This is a genomic window from Nocardiopsis sp. CA-288880, assembly GCF_050955985.1.
Classification (GTDB): Bacteria; Actinomycetota; Actinomycetes; order Streptosporangiales; family Streptosporangiaceae; genus Nocardiopsis; species Nocardiopsis tropica.
The window spans coordinates 1,365,397-1,381,343 of record NZ_CP192105.1 but is presented as its reverse complement, the minus strand read 5'-3'; the positions used below and the strand labels follow the sequence as shown (position 1 = coordinate 1,381,343).

At 75.7% G+C, this 15,947-nt stretch carries 17 protein-coding genes; 9 read left to right on the top strand and 8 right to left on the bottom strand.

Features of this window, described 5'->3' with window-relative positions; translation table 11 throughout:
• Positions 1–69: 69 nt before the first annotated feature.
• Complete coding sequence (locus tag ACQPYD_RS06075) at positions 70–1,080, bottom strand: NADP-dependent oxidoreductase (protein WP_433700135.1); 1,011 nt, start codon at positions 1,078–1,080, stop codon at positions 70–72.
• Positions 1,081–1,178: 98 nt separating this feature from the next.
• Between ACQPYD_RS06075 and ACQPYD_RS06070 the strand changes: the two genes are divergently transcribed.
• The 3 genes from ACQPYD_RS06070 to ACQPYD_RS06060 all read left to right on the top strand — a co-directional run bounded on the left by ACQPYD_RS06070 (position 1,179) and on the right by ACQPYD_RS06060 (position 4,245).
• Positions 1,179–2,111, top strand: coding sequence for a LysR family transcriptional regulator (locus ACQPYD_RS06070; protein ID WP_433700134.1), 933 nt, complete (start codon positions 1,179–1,181; stop codon positions 2,109–2,111).
• Positions 2,112–2,270: 159 nt separating this feature from the next.
• The gene (locus ACQPYD_RS06065; RefSeq protein WP_433700133.1) at positions 2,271–3,311 is read left to right on the top strand and encodes an endonuclease/exonuclease/phosphatase family protein; all 1,041 of its coding nucleotides are present in this window, start codon (positions 2,271–2,273) and stop codon (positions 3,309–3,311) included.
• A gap of 97 nt (positions 3,312–3,408) precedes the next feature.
• The gene (locus tag ACQPYD_RS06060; RefSeq protein ID WP_433700132.1) at positions 3,409–4,245 is read left to right on the top strand and encodes a TIGR03619 family F420-dependent LLM class oxidoreductase; all 837 of its coding nucleotides are present in this window, start codon (positions 3,409–3,411) and stop codon (positions 4,243–4,245) included.
• Positions 4,246–4,271: 26 nt separating this feature from the next.
• Here the strand turns inward: ACQPYD_RS06060 and ACQPYD_RS06055 are convergent, their stop codons facing one another.
• A complete protein-coding gene (locus tag ACQPYD_RS06055; RefSeq protein ID WP_433700131.1) occupies positions 4,272–4,508 on the bottom strand; it encodes a hypothetical protein in 237 nt (78 codons plus the stop codon).
• Positions 4,509–4,662: 154 nt separating this feature from the next.
• On the opposite strand from ACQPYD_RS06055, the gene ACQPYD_RS06050 reads away from it, so the two are divergent.
• Positions 4,663–5,289 carry an HAD-IA family hydrolase gene (locus tag ACQPYD_RS06050; protein WP_433700129.1) on the top strand — a complete coding sequence of 209 codons (627 nt, stop codon included), beginning with the start codon at positions 4,663–4,665 and terminating at the stop codon, positions 5,287–5,289.
• Between the two features lie 186 nt (positions 5,290–5,475).
• Here ACQPYD_RS06050 and ACQPYD_RS06045 read toward each other — a convergent pair whose 3' ends face one another.
• Together ACQPYD_RS06045 and ACQPYD_RS06040 are read right to left on the bottom strand one after the other, a co-directional pair.
• Positions 5,476–6,264, bottom strand: a complete 789-nt coding sequence (locus ACQPYD_RS06045; protein ID WP_433701970.1) for a class I SAM-dependent methyltransferase — start codon at positions 6,262–6,264, stop codon at positions 5,476–5,478.
• 119 nt (positions 6,265–6,383) lie between these two features.
• Entirely contained in the window at positions 6,384–7,325 is a 942-nt protein-coding gene (locus ACQPYD_RS06040) for an AraC family transcriptional regulator (protein ID WP_433700128.1), read from the bottom strand.
• A 102-nt stretch (positions 7,326–7,427) separates the two neighbouring features.
• Between ACQPYD_RS06040 and ACQPYD_RS06035 the strand changes: the two genes are divergently transcribed.
• Positions 7,428–8,255, top strand: coding sequence for an NmrA family transcriptional regulator (locus ACQPYD_RS06035; protein WP_433700127.1), 828 nt, complete (start codon positions 7,428–7,430; stop codon positions 8,253–8,255).
• A gap of 40 nt (positions 8,256–8,295) precedes the next feature.
• On the opposite strand, the gene ACQPYD_RS06030 is transcribed toward ACQPYD_RS06035, so the two are convergent.
• Positions 8,296–8,694 (bottom strand): GNAT family N-acetyltransferase, encoded by a 399-nt coding sequence (locus ACQPYD_RS06030; RefSeq protein ID WP_433700126.1) that lies wholly within the window; start codon positions 8,692–8,694, stop codon positions 8,296–8,298.
• A gap of 109 nt (positions 8,695–8,803) precedes the next feature.
• Here ACQPYD_RS06030 and ACQPYD_RS06025 point away from each other — a divergent pair, with 109 nt between their 5' ends.
• The 4 genes from ACQPYD_RS06025 (at position 8,804) to ACQPYD_RS06010 (ending at position 13,478) form a co-directional block, all read left to right on the top strand.
• Complete coding sequence (locus ACQPYD_RS06025) at positions 8,804–9,772, top strand: arsenic resistance protein (RefSeq protein WP_433700125.1); 969 nt, start codon at positions 8,804–8,806, stop codon at positions 9,770–9,772.
• Positions 9,773–10,026: 254 nt separating this feature from the next.
• A complete protein-coding gene (gene dctA / locus ACQPYD_RS06020; protein WP_433700124.1) occupies positions 10,027–11,541 on the top strand; it encodes a C4-dicarboxylate transporter DctA in 1,515 nt (504 codons plus the stop codon).
• 317 nt (positions 11,542–11,858) lie between these two features.
• On the top strand, positions 11,859–12,467 hold the full coding sequence (locus ACQPYD_RS06015) for a hypothetical protein (RefSeq protein ID WP_433700123.1): 609 nt from the start codon (positions 11,859–11,861) through the stop codon (positions 12,465–12,467).
• 87 nt (positions 12,468–12,554) lie between these two features.
• On the top strand, positions 12,555–13,478 hold the full coding sequence (locus ACQPYD_RS06010) for a hypothetical protein (RefSeq protein WP_433700122.1): 924 nt from the start codon (positions 12,555–12,557) through the stop codon (positions 13,476–13,478).
• Between the two features lie 30 nt (positions 13,479–13,508).
• Here the strand turns inward: ACQPYD_RS06010 and ACQPYD_RS06005 are convergent, their stop codons facing one another.
• The 3 genes from ACQPYD_RS06005 to ACQPYD_RS05995 are packed head-to-tail and all read right to left on the bottom strand — an operon-like array spanning position 13,509 to position 15,858.
• Complete coding sequence (locus tag ACQPYD_RS06005) at positions 13,509–14,291, bottom strand: putative hydro-lyase (protein WP_433700121.1); 783 nt, start codon at positions 14,289–14,291, stop codon at positions 13,509–13,511.
• A 53-nt stretch (positions 14,292–14,344) separates the two neighbouring features.
• A complete protein-coding gene (locus ACQPYD_RS06000) occupies positions 14,345–15,205 on the bottom strand; it encodes a biotin-dependent carboxyltransferase family protein (protein WP_355014356.1) in 861 nt (286 codons plus the stop codon).
• Positions 15,202–15,858: a 5-oxoprolinase subunit B family protein gene (locus ACQPYD_RS05995; RefSeq protein WP_433700120.1), complete on the bottom strand. Its 657-nt coding sequence runs from the start codon at positions 15,856–15,858 to the stop codon at positions 15,202–15,204. Before ACQPYD_RS05995 ends, ACQPYD_RS06000 begins: the two co-directional genes overlap by 4 nt.
• Positions 15,859–15,947 lie beyond the last annotated feature (89 nt).

The window sequence follows — 15,947 nt, the reverse complement described above, 5'->3', positions numbered from 1 at the left end:
ACGGAGTCCGTGGTGGCTGCGGGGCGTGTCACCCATGATGGCAACCTGGAGTGCACTCCAGGCAAGGGCTCAGTCGGCGAGGCGGACCAGCATCTTGCCGGTGTTCGCCCCCCGCATCATGTCGAGGAAGGCCCGGACGGCGTTGTCGATGCCGTCGACCACGGTCTCCTCGGTGCGCAGCTCCCCGTCCGCGATCCAGCCCGCCGCCAGCCGGGCGTACTCGGCCGCCAGGTGGGCGTGGTCGCCGACGATGAACCCGCGCAGGTTGAGCCGCTTGCCGACCGCGAGGAACAGGTTGTCCGGCCCCGGCACGGGCTCGGTGGCGTTGTACTGGGAGATCGCGCCGCACAGGGCGATCCGCCCGTGGTCGCGCATCGCCGCGATGGCCGCCCGCAGGTGGGCGCCTCCGACGTTGTCGAAGTAGACGTCGATCCCGTCGGGCGCGGCCTCGGCGAGCTGCCCCTCCAGGTCGCCCTCGCGGTAGTCGATGGCGGCGTCGAAGCCGAACTGCTCGACGACCCGGCGCCGCTTCTCCGGGCCGCCCGCCGATCCGACCACGCGGGAGGCCCCGAGCTTGCGGGCGATCTGGCCGGCGATCGAGCCGACCGCTCCCGCGGCTCCCGAGACGAACACCACGTCGCCCTCCTTCACGGGGGCGACCTCGACGAGCCCGGCGTAGGCGGTGAGGCCGATCATGCCGAGGACGTTGAGGTAGTTCTCGACGGGGGCCAGACCGGGGTCGACCACGCGCGCCGCCCCGGCGGGCAGGAGTGCGTACTCGCGCCACCCGGCGGAGTGCAGGACCGTGGCGCCGACCGGGACGTCGTCGCTGCCGGAGGCGACCACGGTGCCCACCGCGCCGCCGTCCATCGCCTCGCCGAGGCGGTAGGGCGGGACGTAGGACTTGGCGTCGTTCATGCGGCCCCGCATGTAGGGGTCCACGGAGATCCACGAGTTGCGCACGAGGACCTCCCCGGCCCCGGGGTCGCCGACCTCGGTCTCGACGAGGGAGAAGTCGGTGGGCTCGGGCTCGCCGGAGGGGCGTGCGACGAGATGGACTTCCCTGCTGGTGACTGGCATGGCGCAACCTCCGGACGTCGTGTGCGGTGGACCGGGCTGCCCCGGTCCAGGCAGACACTAGTGCGGCAACGTATTCGTCCACCAATAAAATCGGCAAGGTGACCTATAGAGATTCCAATGGATCGGTTGCCGGGGCGCTGGACCTCCAGCAGCTGCGCACCTTCCTGGCCGTGCACAGGTCGGGCTCCTTCACCGCGGCCGCCCAGCTGTTGCGACTGTCACAGCCGACGGTGACCACGCAGATCCGCTCGCTGGAGCGCAGGCTGGGCCACGAACTGTTCGACCGGCTGCCCCGGGGCGTGGCCCCCACCGCCGAGGCCAACGACCTGGCCGCCCGGATCGCCGAGCCGCTGGACGCCCTGGAGGTGGTGGCCGGGGAGAGCGGCGGCGACACGGCCTCCCCGCCCGTGCCGCTGCGGCTGGCGGGGCCCGCCGAGGCGCTCCACTCCCTGGTCCTGCCCGCCCTCGCCCCGCTGGTGGAGGAGGGGGTGCGGCTGCGGGTCCGGACCGGACCGGCCGACGACCTCCTGGACGGACTCCGCTCGGGCAGGCACGACCTGGTGCTGTCGACGGTGCGGCCGCGCGGTCGCACGCTGATCGCCGATCCGCTGGCGGACACGGAGTCCGTCCTGGTGGCGTCGCCCGGGTGGGCGCGGCGGATCCACCGCGAACGGCTGGGCCGCCAGGGCTCCTCGGCGCTGTGCGCGATCCCCCTGGTGGCGTACGACGACGACCTGCCCCTCCTCCGCCGGTACTGGCGCCACGTGTTCGGCGTGCGGCTGACCTGCACGCCCGCGGTCACCGTGCCCGACCTGCGCGGGGTTCTGGCGGCGGTGGTCGGCGGAGCCGGGGTGACGGTGCTGCCGCGGTACCTGTGCCAGGCGGCGCTGGACGACGGCCGCCTGGTCACGCTCCTGGACCCGGCGGATCCGCCCGTCGACACGGCCTACCTGGTGCGGCGCCCGGGAGCGGGCCATCCGCACCTGGAGAAGGCGTGGAAGCGGTTGACGGAGGCCGCCGCCAGGCCGTGAGGGCCGCCCCCCCCGGCGCCGGCGGGCCCCGGGGCCGGTGGGATCGCGCCCCGGCGCTCCTGGCGCGGCTCCCGCCGGAAACCGTCCGAACCCGGCAGCCTCGGGGGGAGTCCTATCCGGGGCGGGCGCGACCGTCCGCGGGACACGGAGGTCGGGGTCATGGATCGGGCGGGGACACGGGGAACGGCTCCGGCGGCACGCCGCCGCTCGGCGGCCGTGACCGTCCTGGTCGCGCTGGCGGCGGCGGGCTTCGCGGTGTTCGCCGCGCTGCGGGGGCTCGGCCTGGAGCGTGGGTGGCCGCTGGTGCCCGCGCTGGCCTACACCCCGTACGTTCTGGGGGCCGCACTCCTGGCGGCGACGGCCGCGGGCCTGCTGCGGCGGTGGGTGCCGCTGGCCGTGCTGGTCGCGGCGGCGGCCGTCCTCGCGGCGGCCGTCGTACCGCGCGCGATCCCCTTCGGGATCTCCGGGGCCGGCGGCCCGGAGCTGCGGGTCATGAGCCTGAACGCCCTCGGCGGCGGCGCCGACGTCGCCGAGGTGGTCGCACTGGTGCGCGACCGCGGGGTGACGGTCCTCGCCCTCCAGGAGGTCACACCGGACCTGGTGGAGGCCCTGTCCGAGGCCGGGCTCGACGACCTCCTCCCCCACACGGTCGACCACTCGGCCGCGGGTGTGCACGGCAGCAGCGTCCACGCGGCCCTCCCCCTCACCGACCTGGGCGACGCGGCGGCGGGGACCGGGGCGTTCGCGATGCCCCGCGCCGGCATGGAGGTGCCCGGGTACTCCTTCCCCGTGGAGGTGGTGTCGGTGCACCCCCTGCCTCCCCTGGCCCCCGGGACCATGGACGGGTGGCGGGAAGGACTGCGCGCCCTGCCCGGTCCCGGGAACGCGGAACCCTCGGCCGCGGACCCCGGGAACCTCCTCCACCGGCCGGGGCTCAGGATCCTGGCCGGCGACTTCAACGCCACCCTGGACCACGCCGAGCTGCGCCGCGTCCTGGACGCGGGCTACGTGAGCGCCGCGACCGTCCAAGGCCGGGGGCTGGAGCCCACATGGCCGACGGGGGGCGGGCTGCCCGGCGTCACCATCGACCACGTGCTGGTCGACGAGTCGATGGGCGTCGGCGCGTTCGAGGTCGTGGAGGTCACGGGCAGCGACCACCGGGCGGTCCTCGCCCGGGTGACGCTGCCCGAGGGGCGGTGAGGGCCCGGCGCCGGAACGGGCGTGTCCGCGGAGCCGGGGCCCTGGCTCGCCGGAGAGGGTCTCCCCGGGAGCCGGCGGCACGGTCTACCGTCGGCTCATGAGCGAGCTGACCGAACCGATCACCGGCACCCGCCTCCAGGTGGTGCTCCCCGACGAGTCCCCGGAGATGTCCCCGCGGACCCTGACCGACCTGGGCGTCCGGGCGGAGGAGCTGGGGGTGGACGCCGTGTGGCTTCCGGACCACCTGCTGCCGCCCGCCCCGTACGGGACCGAGTTCGGCGGCGTGTACGAGCCGCTGGTGTCCCTGGCTCACCTGGCCGCCCGCACCACGCGGATCCGGCTGGGCACGTCGGTGCTGGTGGCGCCGTTGCGGGACCCCCTGGTCCTCGCGAAGCAGGCGGCGACCCTGGACGCCCTGTCGGGAGGGAGGTTCGTGCTGGGGGTGGGCGTCGGCTGGTCCGAGGAGGAGTTCGCCGCGGTGGGGGCCGACTTCGCCACACGCGGGGCCCGGACGGACGAGACGCTGCGGCTGCTGCGGCACCTGTTCGGGGGCGGCGGCCCGTTCGAGGGCCGGTTCCACTCCTACGGGAGCGGCGTGTTCGAGCCCCGCCCGGCGCGTCCCGTGCCGGTGATGGTCGGCGGCGCCTCCGACCGGGCGCTGCGGCGCGCGGCCGAGTGGGGCGACGAGTGGCAGGGCGTCGGGCTGACCGCGGAGAAGTTCGTGGCGGCGCGCAACCGGCTGCGGTGCCTGACCGACCGCCCCGTCCGGTCGGGCACCCGGATCGCCTGGTCCGGGGACGAGGAGGGCTTCGGCCGCGCCGTGGAGCTGTTCCGGGAGCTGACGGCCGCCGGGGCGGACTCGGTGGCGGTGTGGTTCGGCGACGCGGAGGGGTTCGGCGGGCGCATGGAGAGGTTCGCGGCGGCGCTGCGCTGACCGTGCCGCGCGGGGCGGGGCGGTCCCTACTTCTGGGAGCCGAGGAGCCCCCGGCCCCCGTACTTCTTGTGGACGGCCTGCTTGGAGACGCCGAGGACCTCCGCGATCTCGGCCCACGTGGAGCCCCGGTTGCGCGCCCGGCGCACGAGTACGGCCTCGACCCGCTCCATCTCCCTGCGGACGCGCACCGTGGCGTCGAGACCGGCCAGGGGGTCGTCGCCGTCGGTGGCGCGGGCGAGGGCGGCCAGCTGTTCGGTGTCCATGGGTCAACTGTAATTGACCACCCTCCGGCGGCCGACCGCGGACGGGGCGCGGACGGGGCGCGGACGGGGCGTGTCCCGCCCGTTCCGGCCGCCGCGCGCCGCACCGGGTTCTGGCACCCTGGAGGACCGGCCGATACGGAACCGAGGGGGCGACGTGGGCGACTACGACGGGGCGACGGTGCTGTTCGACCTGGACGGCGTACTGGTGGACTCCATGGAGAGCGTCCGTACCGGCCTCACGGTGTGGGCCGCCGAACGCGGCCTCGACGTGGACGAGGTCCTGGAGCACAGCCACGGGCGCACCGACGTCGGACTGGCGCGCCTGGTCGCCCCGCACCTGGACCCGGCCGAGGAGGCCCGGCGGATCGAGGCCCACGAGGCCGCCGCGGGCGACGGGGTCCGGGCCCTGCCCGCGGCCCTCGGCCTGCTCACCGAGCTCGACGCCCGCGGGCGCCCCTGGGCGGTCGTCACCTCAGGGGGCGACAGGATCGCCCGCTCCCGCCTCGGGACGGCCGGGCTGCCGTTCCCCCGGGTGCTGGTGACCGCCGACGACGTCACCGAGGGCAAGCCCGACCCCGAGCCGTACCTGCTGGGCGCCGAGCGCATGGGGGTCTCCCCGCAGGGGTGCGTGGTGGTGGAGGACTCCCCCAACGGGGCGAGCGCCGGGATCGCCGCCGGGATGCCCGTGCTGGCGGTGGCGACCACGAGCCCTCCGTCGGAGCTCGCGCACGCGACCACGGTGGTGGCGGACCTCGCGGCCGTCGCCCGGCTGCTGCTCTGACGGTGCGGCGCGGCCCGTGACCGGTTCCGTCCGGCGGTGGCCGCGCCCCGCCCCGCGCGGGCCTGCCACGGGTCGGCGAAACCGGGGGCGGCGGCCGGGCCGCGCCCCTGTCCGGGGGCCGGAATGCGAGGGCTCGACGGGCTCCCGCGACGGGGACGGCCCCGCCCGGCCTCCGGGCCCCGCGGGTCAGCCCTCGCGGCGGGCGAGGAAGAGCCTGGACGTGTAGGGGATCCGCACCTCCCCCTCCGGGAAGTGCTCGGCGACGAGCGCGGTGAGGGCGTCGCGGGTGCGCCGCTCCCCGATGTTGCGGACCACCGCGGCCACCTTGCTGGAGGACAGGGCCGTGCCGACGAACCCCTCGGGGTCGAGGACGCGCGTCCAGGAGGCGCTGCTCTCCACCGCGTCGGCCAGGCCGTCGGCGGCGTTCATCTCGCCCGCGGTGTCGTAGGCCCGGTAGTCGCGGCGGTAGTCGTCCCCGTACTCCTCCAGGAGGCCCTCGTAGGCGTCCACGAACGCGCCGGCGGTCCAGTCGCGGTCGTTGTTGAGGACCGCGACGGTCCCGCCCGGCGCGAGCAGCCGCGCGGCCTCGGCGTAGAACGCGGGACGGTCGAACCAGTGCACGGCCTGCGCCGCGAGCACGAGGACGGCCGAGGAATCCGGGAAGGGGACCTCCTCGGCCCTGCCCTCGACGAACCCGACCCCCTCGGGGGCGTCCGCCTCGGCCGTGCGCCGCATGGCCCGGCCGGGTTCGACCCCGACGATCCGGGGCGCGGGACCGAACACGCGGCGCAGGGCACGTGTGGAGATCCCGGTCCCCGCGCCCACGTCGAGCATCAGCCACGGCGCGGGCCAGGATTCCCGCTCCCCGGCGCGGACGTGCCCGTCGAGCCGCTCGAGGAGCGCCGCGGGGTAGTCGGGGCGGTAGCGGCGGTAGTCGTCGGTGAGCTGGTCGAACGCCTGGGTCCTGTCGGCCACGGGGGTCCTCTCCGTCATGGGCTTCCTGTGCGGAACCTACCGGATACACACCGTGGCGGACCCGACGGACGTTCCGCCGCGGCCGGGACCACGCGTGTGGGGAGGAGGCGCCGGGGTCCTCAGGCCCCGGATGCGGCCCGGCGGTAGGACGACGGGCTCGCACCCGTGTGGTTCTTGAACGCCGCGCTGAACGCGAACGCGCTCCCGTACCCGACACGGGCGGCCACCGCCTCCAGGCCCAGCTCGGGCCGGGCCGTGAGCAGGTCCCCCGCGACGGTGAGCCGCCAGGTGCGCAGGTAGGTCATGGGCGGGGTCCCCACCGCCTTCTGGAACCTGGCCGCGAGGGTCGCACGGGAGACCGCGCACTCCCCCGCCAGGGTGTCCAGGGTCCAGGGGTCGGCGACGCGTTCGTGCAGCGCCTCCAGCGCCCGGGCGACGACGGGGTCGTGCTGGGCGCTCAGCCAGTTCGGCGCGCTGTCCGGGTTGTCCTCCAGCCAGGCCCGCACCGCCATGACCAGCAGGCAGTCGAGGAGCCGGTCGTTGAGGCTCGCCTGGGCGACCCGGCCGGTGGTGATCTCGCGGGCCAGCAGGTCCACCAGCGCGGGGTCGACCCGCCCCGCGGGGAGGAGCGCCAGCGGCGGCAGCGCGGCCAGTGCCAGCCGCCCGACCTCGCTGTCGTCCTCGTACGCCCCGACCACCATCGTGTCCGCGCCGTCGGGGTCGTTGCCCCAGGTCCCGACGCCGTGGCTCATGGCCAGTCGGACCTCCTGCCCGTCCCCGGCGACACAGCGCTGCCCCGGGAGGACGGTGACGGACGGGGTGCGACCGCTCCGGTCCGCGACCGTGTAGGGGGCGGGTCCGCGCACGAGCACGACGTCTCCGGGCCCGGCCTCGGTCCCGGCGCCGGGCCTGCCCACCCAGGCGCGCCCCGAGGTGACCACCACCAGGGCCAGGGCGGCGCCGTCCCGCACGTCGATCGCCCACGGCGGGCTCATCACCGCGCGCAGCGTGAAGGCGCCGCGCGCGCGGGGGCCGTCCAGGAGGTGCACGAGGGGGTCCATACCGGCATCCTAGTCCCACGGATTGCAGTTTCTGGACGTTCACTTATGAAAACCAGCAGAACCATCATGTTCCATCCGAGTTTGCCGTGGTGGACTGGGGCCATGAACACGAACGACACCGTCCTCGTCACCGGCGGCACCGGCATGACCGGCCGCCGCGTCACCTCCCTCCTCCGCCGCCTCGGCGCACACGTCCGGGTCGGCTCCCGCGCGGGCGCCCCCGCCTTCGACTGGCACGACGCCACCACCTGGGACGCCGTCCTCGACGACGTCACGTCCGTCTACCTGTGCTTCCACCCCGACCTCGCCTTCCCGGGGGCGGAGCGGGCCGTCTCCGCGTTCGCCGCCCGCGCGGCGGAGCGGGGGGCGCGACGCATGGTCCTGCTCTCCGGCCGCGGGGAGGAGGGGGCCCGGGCCGCGGAGGAGGCCGTCCGCCGGGTGTTCCCCGGGCTGACGGTGCTGCGCTGCTCGGTGTTCGCCCAGGACTTCTCCGAGAGCTTCCTGCTGGGGCCGGTCATGGACGGCACCCTGGCGCTGCCCGTCCCCGACGTGCCCGAGCCCTTCGTCGACCTCGACGACGTCGCGGAGGTCGCGGTGCGGGCGCTGGTCTCGGACGGCCACGCGGGGGTGCTGTACGAGCTGACCGGTCCGGAGGCCGTCACGTTCACCGAGGCCGCCCGGATCGTGGGCGGGGCCTCCGGACGCCCCGTCGCCTACCTCGAGGTCCCGGAGGAGGAGTTCGTCGCCGGAGCCGTCGGGGCCGGGGTACCCGTCGAGGTGGCACGGGGCCTGGCGGCCCTCTTCGAGGAGATCCTGGACGGCCGCAACTCCAGTCCGGCGGACGGCGTGGAGCGGGCTCTGGGCCGACCGGCCACGGGGTTCGACGCATACGCCCGCCGTGCCGCGCGCGCCGGGGCGTGGAGCGGGTGACGCCGGCCCCCGGGCGCGGCCCGGCGTCGTCCACCCCCGTTCACAGGGCGATGAGGCCCGCCCGGGTGGGGGCGAACCCGCACGCCCGGAGGTAGAAGGGCTCCAGGTGCGGCTCGAAGTCCACGTGCAGCCACCGGCACCCGGCGTCCCGGGCCCGCTCGGTGGCGAGGCGCACCAGCCCGGCGCCGATCCCGGTGCGCCGCAGGCGCGGGTCGGTCACGGTGTCCAGGACGAACGCGTGGACGCCCCCGTCCCAGACCACGTTGACGAAGCCGACGAGCTCGTCCCCCCGGCGGGCGCACACCCAGCCCAGGCTGTGGTCGTTGACGCGCCCCCACACGTCCGCCGCGTCCCCGGGCTCGTACCCGAACCCGCGGGCGTGGAGGGCGTCGACCTCGGTGTTGTCGAAGGCTCCGCGCCAGATGTGCTCCACGGTCATCCGCGTGATCCTGGCGGAGGGGCGTCGCGCCGCCGGGGGCGGGAAACCCCTGGGCGGCGTGCGGCGACTAGCGTGGACCCGCCCGTCCCGCCCATCAGGAAGCCGCCGCGTGTCCACGTCAGAGAAGTTCCAGAGTGTGTTCGTGGCGACGGCCGCGCTGGCCGGGCTGGGCCTGGGCCTGCTGCTCCCGGTCGGCGGGGCGGCCGGGCATTTCGTGCTGCCCGCCCTGATGCTGATGCTGACGGCGGTGTTCGTGCAGGTCGACGCCGGCCAGGTGCGGGAGGCGCGCTCCGCGCGCGCCGCCGTCGCCGCCGGCCTCGTGCTCAACTTCGTGTTCACGCCGCTGCTCGCGGGCGCCCTGGGCGCCGGGCTGCTCGGCGACTCGCCCGACCTGCGGATCGGCCTCCTCCTGCTGCTGGTCACCCCGTGCACGGACTGGTACCTGGTGTTCACCGGCCTGGCCCGGGGCCACATGGGCGTGGCCGCGGCGGTGCTGCCGGTGAACCTGGTCCTCCAACTCCTGCTGCTGCCCGTGTACGTGCTGCTCCTCGGCGGCGACGCGGCGATGGTGGACACGGGGACCCTGGTGGAGGCGGTCCTGCTGGTCCTGGTGGTCCCCCTGGTCCTGGCGGTGGCCGCCCGGTGGGCGGCCCGCAGGTGGAGGGGCGCCTCCTGGCGGGACGGCGTCATGGCGCCCCTCGCCTCCCGCGCGGTGCTCCCGCTGCTGTACGCGGCGGTGTTCGCCATGTTCGCCTGGCAGGCGCGCACGGTCGCCTCCCACCTGGGCGACCTGGCGGGCCTGGTCCCTCCCCTGGTCCTGTTCTTCGTCGTCGCGCCGTCGGCGGCCCTGCTCGCGTCGCGCCTGCTGCGCCTTCCCCCCGACCAGCGGGTCACGCTGGTCATGACGACCGCGGCGCGCAACTCGCCGATCGCGCTGGCGATCGCCGTGGCGGCCTTCCCCGACCGGCCGCTCGTCGCGGTGGCGCTGGTGGCCGGCCCGCTCCTGGAACTGCCGGTGCTGGCCCTGCTCTCCCAACTCGTGCGGGTGCGCCCGCGGGCCGACGCGCCCGGAACCTGAGCCCCGGGACGCCTCCCCGCCCCGTCCTCGCAGGTGAACGGGGCGCGCACCGGCCGACACCCCGGAACGGGGCACGTCCGCGCCCCGGAACCGACCCGCGTCGGACACGCAAAGTTAACCAAGGTGTCGCAAAGAACGACAGAGCGTCATCGAATGTCAGGTAAATCTTAAGTTTCCCCCGCGTGACTTGGCCCCCGAACACACCTCGGCGAAAGTTCCTGTGACCCGCCACACAGGACCCTGAAGGAGAGGCCATGCCGAGTTTCGGACGCGCCGCCACAGCAGGGCAGGGCGCCGACAAGGCACCGGCCCCGCCCAAGAAGCCCATCTACCGCCACCTCTACTTCTGGGTGCTCGTCGGCATCGCCCTGGGCATCGCCGTCGGCCTGCTCTTCCCGGCCCAGGGCGCCGAGATGCGCTGGCTCGCGGACCTGTTCATCAAGCTCGTCAAGGTCGTCATCGCGCCGACGATCTTCTGTACCGTCGTGGTCGGCATCGCCAGCCTCGGCAACCTCGCCAAGGCCGGCGGGCTCGCCCTGCGCACGCTCGTGTACTTCACCGCGCTGACCGTGATCGCCCTCGCCATCGGCCTGGTCACCGTCAACATCATGCGTCCGGGCGCCGGCCTGAACATGTCGTTCGACGAGGCCGACGCGGCCGACACCATCGCCGCCGCGGAGGGCGCCGAGGGCGGTGTCTCCGGCTTCATCCTGCACATGGTGCCCGAATCCTTCTTCGGGGCCTTCGTCGACGGCCAGCTCATCCAGGTCCTCGTCCTGGCCGTGCTGGTCGCCTGCGCCCTCACCATGCTGGGCAAGCGCGGCCAGACCGCGGTCCGCGCCCTGGACACGATGTCGCACGTCATGTTCGGCGTCATCAAGATCGTCATGTACACCGCGCCGCTCGGCGCGTTCGGCGGCATGGCCTTCACGATCGGCGAGTACGGCGGCCAGGTGCTCGGCAGCCTCGCCTACTTCATGATCAGCTTCTACATCACCTGTGTGCTGTTCATCGTGGTGGTCCTCGGGATCGTCAGCCGCATGGCCGGGTTCAGCCTGTTCAAGGTGCTGCGCCTCATCCGCGACGAGCTGCTGATCGTGCTGGGCACCTCCTCCAGCGAGTCGGTCCTGCCGCGCATGCTGGTCAAGCTGGAGGCCGCGGGCGTCAAGAAGTCCGTGGTCGGCCTGACCATCCCGACCGGGTACTCGTTCAACCTGGACGGCACCGCGATCTACATGACCATGGGCGCCATCTTCATCGCCCAGGCGACCGGTTCCGACATCTCCGTGTGGACGCAGATCGGCCTCCTGCTGTTCATGCTGCTCTCCAGCAAGGGCGCGGCGGGCGTCAGCGGCGCCGGCCTGGTCACCCTGGCCGCCTCGCTGGCCGCCTTCGGCGACGTCATCCCGCTCGCGGGCATCGCGCTCATCGTCGGCATCGACCGCTTCATGTCCGAGGCCCGCTCGCTGACCAACCTGATCGGCAACGCCGTCGGCACCCTGGTCATCGCCCGCTGGACCGGCGGCCTGGACCGCGACCGCCTGCGGGAGGTCCTGGACAGGCCGAACACCATCGACATGGACGCCCTGATGAGCTACGACGCCGAGGAGGGGGCCGCGGCCCGCGCCCGGGAGGACGGCTCCCCGGCGACCGGGTCCGCCCCCGAGGGGGCCGACGCGGCGCCCGCCGCCGAGGCGACCGCCACGGCCGGGGCGGCCGTGAGCGGCGAGGACGGGGACCGCACGCCCGCGGAGGTCAAGGGCGGCTAGCCACAGGGCGGGCCGGCCCTCCCGGGACCGCGACCGGCCCGCCGCGGTGTCGCGGCGCCTCCCGAGCCCTCGTTCCGACACCGCTTCCCACCGCCCCGGGCGGGACCCCGTGACCACACGGGCCCGCCCGGGGCGGACCCGTGTCCGGACCGGGAGCGAACCGCTGCGCCCGCTTCCGGTCCGGCGCGTCCACGTACCGGCCCGGGGCGGCCGGCGCACGGGGAATCGACGCCGACCGGTGCGAACGGCCCCGGAAGCGGGTAACGCGCAACCGTGGGTCCCGACCCGCGACCGCCACCTACCCCCCGGGAGTCCCCGTGAAGCTGTACGCCGACCGCCCCGCGCGCGCGTTCGTCCAGATCGCCTCCGACGTGCTCGTCCTGGCCTGGATCTACGTCTGGGTCCGCGCGGCGCTGTCGCTGCGCGAGACCGTCCTGGCCCTGGACCGCCCCGGCGAACTGCTGGAGGACACCGGCCGGGAATTCACCGAGCACATGGCGGGCGCCGCCGAGCAGGCCCGGAGGGTGCCCGTCGCCGGGGAGGCGCTCGCCGCCCCGTTCACCGGCATGAGCGGGACCGGGGAGTCCCTGGCCTCCGCGGGCGACTCCTTCCGGGAGTCGGTGGCGTCGCTGGCGCTGACCCTTCCCCTGCTCACCGTCTCGCTCCCCCTGCTGCTGGTCGCGGCGACGTGGCTGCCGGCCCGGGTCCGCTGGGTGCGCCAGGCCGGCGCCACCCGGCGGCTGCGCGGCCTCGCCCCGGAGGCCCGCTCGCGGCTCCTGGCCCTGCGCGCCCTGGCGTCGGTGGCGCCGTCGAGGCTCGTCGGCGTGCACGAGGACCCGGCGGGCGCGTGGCACGCCGACGACCGGAGGGCCGTCGACGCGCTGGCCGGCCTGGAGCTGCGGCGTCTGGGGCTGCGCGGGTTCTGAGCCGCCCGGCCCCGTGCCACGGCGGCCCGGGGCGGGGTCGGCGCCCGCGCCTACGCTGGGAACGCCACCGACCCACCGGGAGCCGGCATGCGCCTGTCCGCCCTTCTGAGTCCCGGCTCCGTCCCCCTGGACGCCGACGCCACCGTGTCCGTCCTGCTCGACATCACCGCGCCCGGGCGCGCGGAGGACGGCCTCCTGGCCGGGGCCGCCCGGGCCGTGTCCCTGCGCGTACCGGTCGGCCCCCGCCTGAACGGCGCCCGGGTCGTCGGGGGGACGCCGTCCCGCCGGTTGCCCGACGGGTCGCTCGCGGTCGAGCTCGGCGACTTCCGCTCCGGGGAGAGCCGGCGCCTCCTCCTGCGCCTGGAGGTCCCCGGCCTGTCCTGCCCGGGACCCGCCACCGTCACCGCCCTCGAAGCCGCCTACACGGACCCGGCGACCCTCGCCGCGCACACCGCGGTCCTGCCGGTCACCGTCGACGTGGTGCCCGGCGGACGGGCGTCCCCGCGGGCGCTCCGGCCCGAGATCCGGGCCGGGGAACCCCTCCGGCGGGCGCGGAGCACCGGGCGCGGGACCGGTGAGGCCCTTCGGCGGGGCGACCGGGACACGGCCGCCGACGGCCTCCACCGGGCCCGCCGCGACCTCGTCGGTCCGGCGGGGCCCGCCGGACACGGCGCTCCCCCGCCGCCCGGGGCCGGGGCGCAGCCCGAGACCGAGACCCAGCCCGGGACCCCGCCGCCCGGGGCCGAGGCGCGGTCCGACGGACCGGAGGCGACGGCGGGGAGAACGCGCGCCGGCGACGCGTCGCGCACGGCCGCGCCGCTCGGCGCGGGCCGGCCCGGCCGCACCCGCGAGCGGGGGCGCGACGGCGCGCCCCCGCGCGAGGGCGTCATCCGCGGTGAGCAGACCGACCGCGGCCGCCCCACGCCGGACCGGGCGCCCCCGGCTCCGGGCGGGGGCGGCAGGCGCGGGTCCGGGACGCCACGGGACCCCGGGCCTCCCCCGGACCGCTGACCCCGCCGGCTCCGTGACGGCCTGCGCGGACTACGGGACCTGGTAGGAGGAGTCCCTGACGTCGGTGATCGCCATGTGGCCGGGCGCGTGCCCGATCGCGAACTCGGGCGCGGACGCGGTCACCGCGGCCTGCGGGGTCACCCCGCAGGCCCAGAAGACGGGGATCTCGCCCGGGCGCACCTCGACCGCGTCGCCGTAGTCGGGCCTGTCCAGGTCCGCGATCCCCAGCGCCGCCGGGTCGCCGACGTGCACAGGCGCGCCGTGCACCGCCGGGTACCGCGAGGTGATGCGGACCGCGTCGGCGACCTGGTGGGCGGGGATCGGTCGCATGGAGACGACGAGCGGGCCCCGGAAGCGGCCGGCCGGGCGGCACTCCCGGTTGGTCGCGTACATGGCCACGTTGCTGCCCGCCTCGATGTGGCGGACCGGGACCCCGGCCTCCAGGAGCGGCGTCTCGAACGTGAAGCTGCACCCGATGAGGAAGGCGACGAGGTCGTCCCGCCACAGGTCGGTGACGTCGGTGCGCTCCTCCACCAGCGCGCCGTCGCGGTACACGCGGTAGGCGGGCAGGTCGGTGCGCAGGTCGCCGTCGAACACCGACGCGTCCACCCGGCCCGGCTCCGTGACGTCCAGGATCGGGCAGGACTTCGGGTTGCGCTGCGCGAACAGCAGGAAGTCGAACGCGTCCTCGCGCGGCAGCGCGATGAGGTTGGCCTGCGCGTACCCGGGGCTGTACCCGGAGGTGGGCGCCTTCAGCCCGCCCCTGAAGAGGGCGCGAGCCCTGCTCGGTGAGAGTTCCGCCGGTGGGGTCATGGTGTCCTGCCTCTCGTTCTGGCCTGTGGGAGTGCCGCGGTCCCGGACCCGCCTCACAGGGCGAACCGGATCCGGCTTCCGGGGCGGGCCTGCGCGGCCTTGGGCAGGTCCGCCGTGCGCACGACGGCCACCACCGGGTAGCCGCCCGTGACGGGGTGGTCGGCGAGGAACAGCACCGGCTCCCCGCCGGGCGGTACCTGGAGGGAGCCCACGACCATGCCCTCGCTCGGGAGCTCGCCGGAGCGCGAGGGCGCGCGTTCGAGGACGGGGCCGGACAGCCGGGCGCCCACCCGGTCGCTGCGGGAGGTCACCTCGTACTCGCCGGAGAGGAGCGTGGCGATCGCGTCGTCGGTGAACCAGTCCTCGCGGGGGCCCAGGTCGACCCGGAGGGTCGCCTCGGGCCCGCCGACGGGTGCGACGGCCGCGTGGTCGACGCGGGGGAAGCCGGAGGGGGCCGGTCCCACCGGCAGCACCGCGCCCGGCGCGGGCGCCTCCGGTCCGAGCCCGGCGAGCACGTCGGTGCTGCGCGAGCCGAGGACCGGCGGGACGTCCACGCCGCCGCGCACGGCCAGGTAGGTGCGCAGGCCCCGGGAGGGCATGCCCATGGTGAGCTCCGCGCCGTCGGGCAGGTGCAGGACCGTGTTCGCGGCGGCGCCGCGCCCGTCCACCGACAGCGGCGCCTCGGCGCCCGTGACGGCGACCGTGACCGCTCCCCGGGCCCGCACGCGCAGCCCGCCGAGGGTCGCCTCCAGCGCCGCGGCGCCCTCCGGGTTGGCGAGCAGCCTGTTGGCGAGGGCGTAGGAGGCCGCGTCGGCGGCGCCGGAGCGGCCCACGCCCAGGTCGGCGTGGCCGAACCGGCCCGTGTCCTGGACCGTGGTCAGGGGGCCGGTGGCGATGATCTCCAGAGCGCTCATGACGCCGTCGCCCCCGTCCGCGCGTCCGCGCCGGCGTCCGGGGACCCCGCGTCCGTGAAGCGCACGCGGACCCCGGGCCGGAGCAGGCCGGGCGGTTCGCGGTCCAGGTCCCAGACCCTGGCCTCGGTCCTGCCGAGCAGCTGCCAGCCGCCGGGGGAGCTCCGCGGGTACACCCCGGTGAACTCACCGGCGAGCGCGACCGAGCCGGCCGGGACCCGGGTGCGGGCCTCGCTCCTGCGGGGGACGTGGAGGCGCGGGTCGTCGCAGACCATGTAGCCGAAACCCGGCGCGAAACCGCAGAAGGCGACGGTCCAGGTGGCCGAGGTGTGCGCCCTGACCACGCCGTCCCGGGTGAGCCCGGTCAGCTCGGCGACGTCGTCGAGGTCCTCGCCGTCGTAGACCACGGGGATGGTGACCGCGTCACCGGCCGCCCGCTCCGCACCCGGAGCCGGGGACAGCGCGCGGACCGCCGAGGCGATCCCCTCCGGAGGTGTGCCGGGTTCGATCCGCAGCAGCACGGTGCGGGCGGCCGGGACGACGTCGGTGACGCCGGGGACGGGGTGCGCCTCGAGCGCGGAGCGCAGGGCCATCACCTCGGCCAGGTCCTCGACCTCCACGAGCACCCCGCTGTCGGCACACTTCAGGACACGCAACAAGACTCCTCAACCTGGTGGTGGCGGACCTGCCGGCGGCAGCAGGCCGTCGTCGCGCGAAGAGGTGCGCACGCCCCCGCGTGCGCACC

Bases quoted from the DNA above. Each gene is read 5' to 3' on its own strand.
- ACQPYD_RS06075 (WP_433700135.1), bottom strand. From the start codon at position 1,080: ATGCCAGTCACCAGCAGGGAAGTCCATCTCGTCGCACGCCCCTCCGGC.
- ACQPYD_RS06065 (WP_433700133.1), top strand. From the start codon at position 2,271: ATGGATCGGGCGGGGACACGGGGAACGGCTCCGGCGGCACGCCGCCGC.
- ACQPYD_RS06060 (WP_433700132.1), top strand. From the start codon at position 3,409: ATGAGCGAGCTGACCGAACCGATCACCGGCACCCGCCTCCAGGTGGTG.
- ACQPYD_RS06055 (WP_433700131.1), bottom strand. From the start codon at position 4,508: ATGGACACCGAACAGCTGGCCGCCCTCGCCCGCGCCACCGACGGCGAC.
- ACQPYD_RS06040 (WP_433700128.1), bottom strand. From the start codon at position 7,325: ATGGACCCCCTCGTGCACCTCCTGGACGGCCCCCGCGCGCGCGGCGCC.
- ACQPYD_RS06035 (WP_433700127.1), top strand. From the start codon at position 7,428: ATGAACACGAACGACACCGTCCTCGTCACCGGCGGCACCGGCATGACC.
- ACQPYD_RS06030 (WP_433700126.1), bottom strand. From the start codon at position 8,694: ATGACCGTGGAGCACATCTGGCGCGGAGCCTTCGACAACACCGAGGTC.
- dctA (WP_433700124.1), top strand. From the start codon at position 10,027: ATGCCGAGTTTCGGACGCGCCGCCACAGCAGGGCAGGGCGCCGACAAG.
- ACQPYD_RS06010 (WP_433700122.1), top strand. From the start codon at position 12,555: ATGCGCCTGTCCGCCCTTCTGAGTCCCGGCTCCGTCCCCCTGGACGCC.
- ACQPYD_RS06005 (WP_433700121.1), bottom strand. From the start codon at position 14,291: ATGACCCCACCGGCGGAACTCTCACCGAGCAGGGCTCGCGCCCTCTTC.
- ACQPYD_RS06000 (WP_355014356.1), bottom strand. From the start codon at position 15,205: ATGAGCGCTCTGGAGATCATCGCCACCGGCCCCCTGACCACGGTCCAG.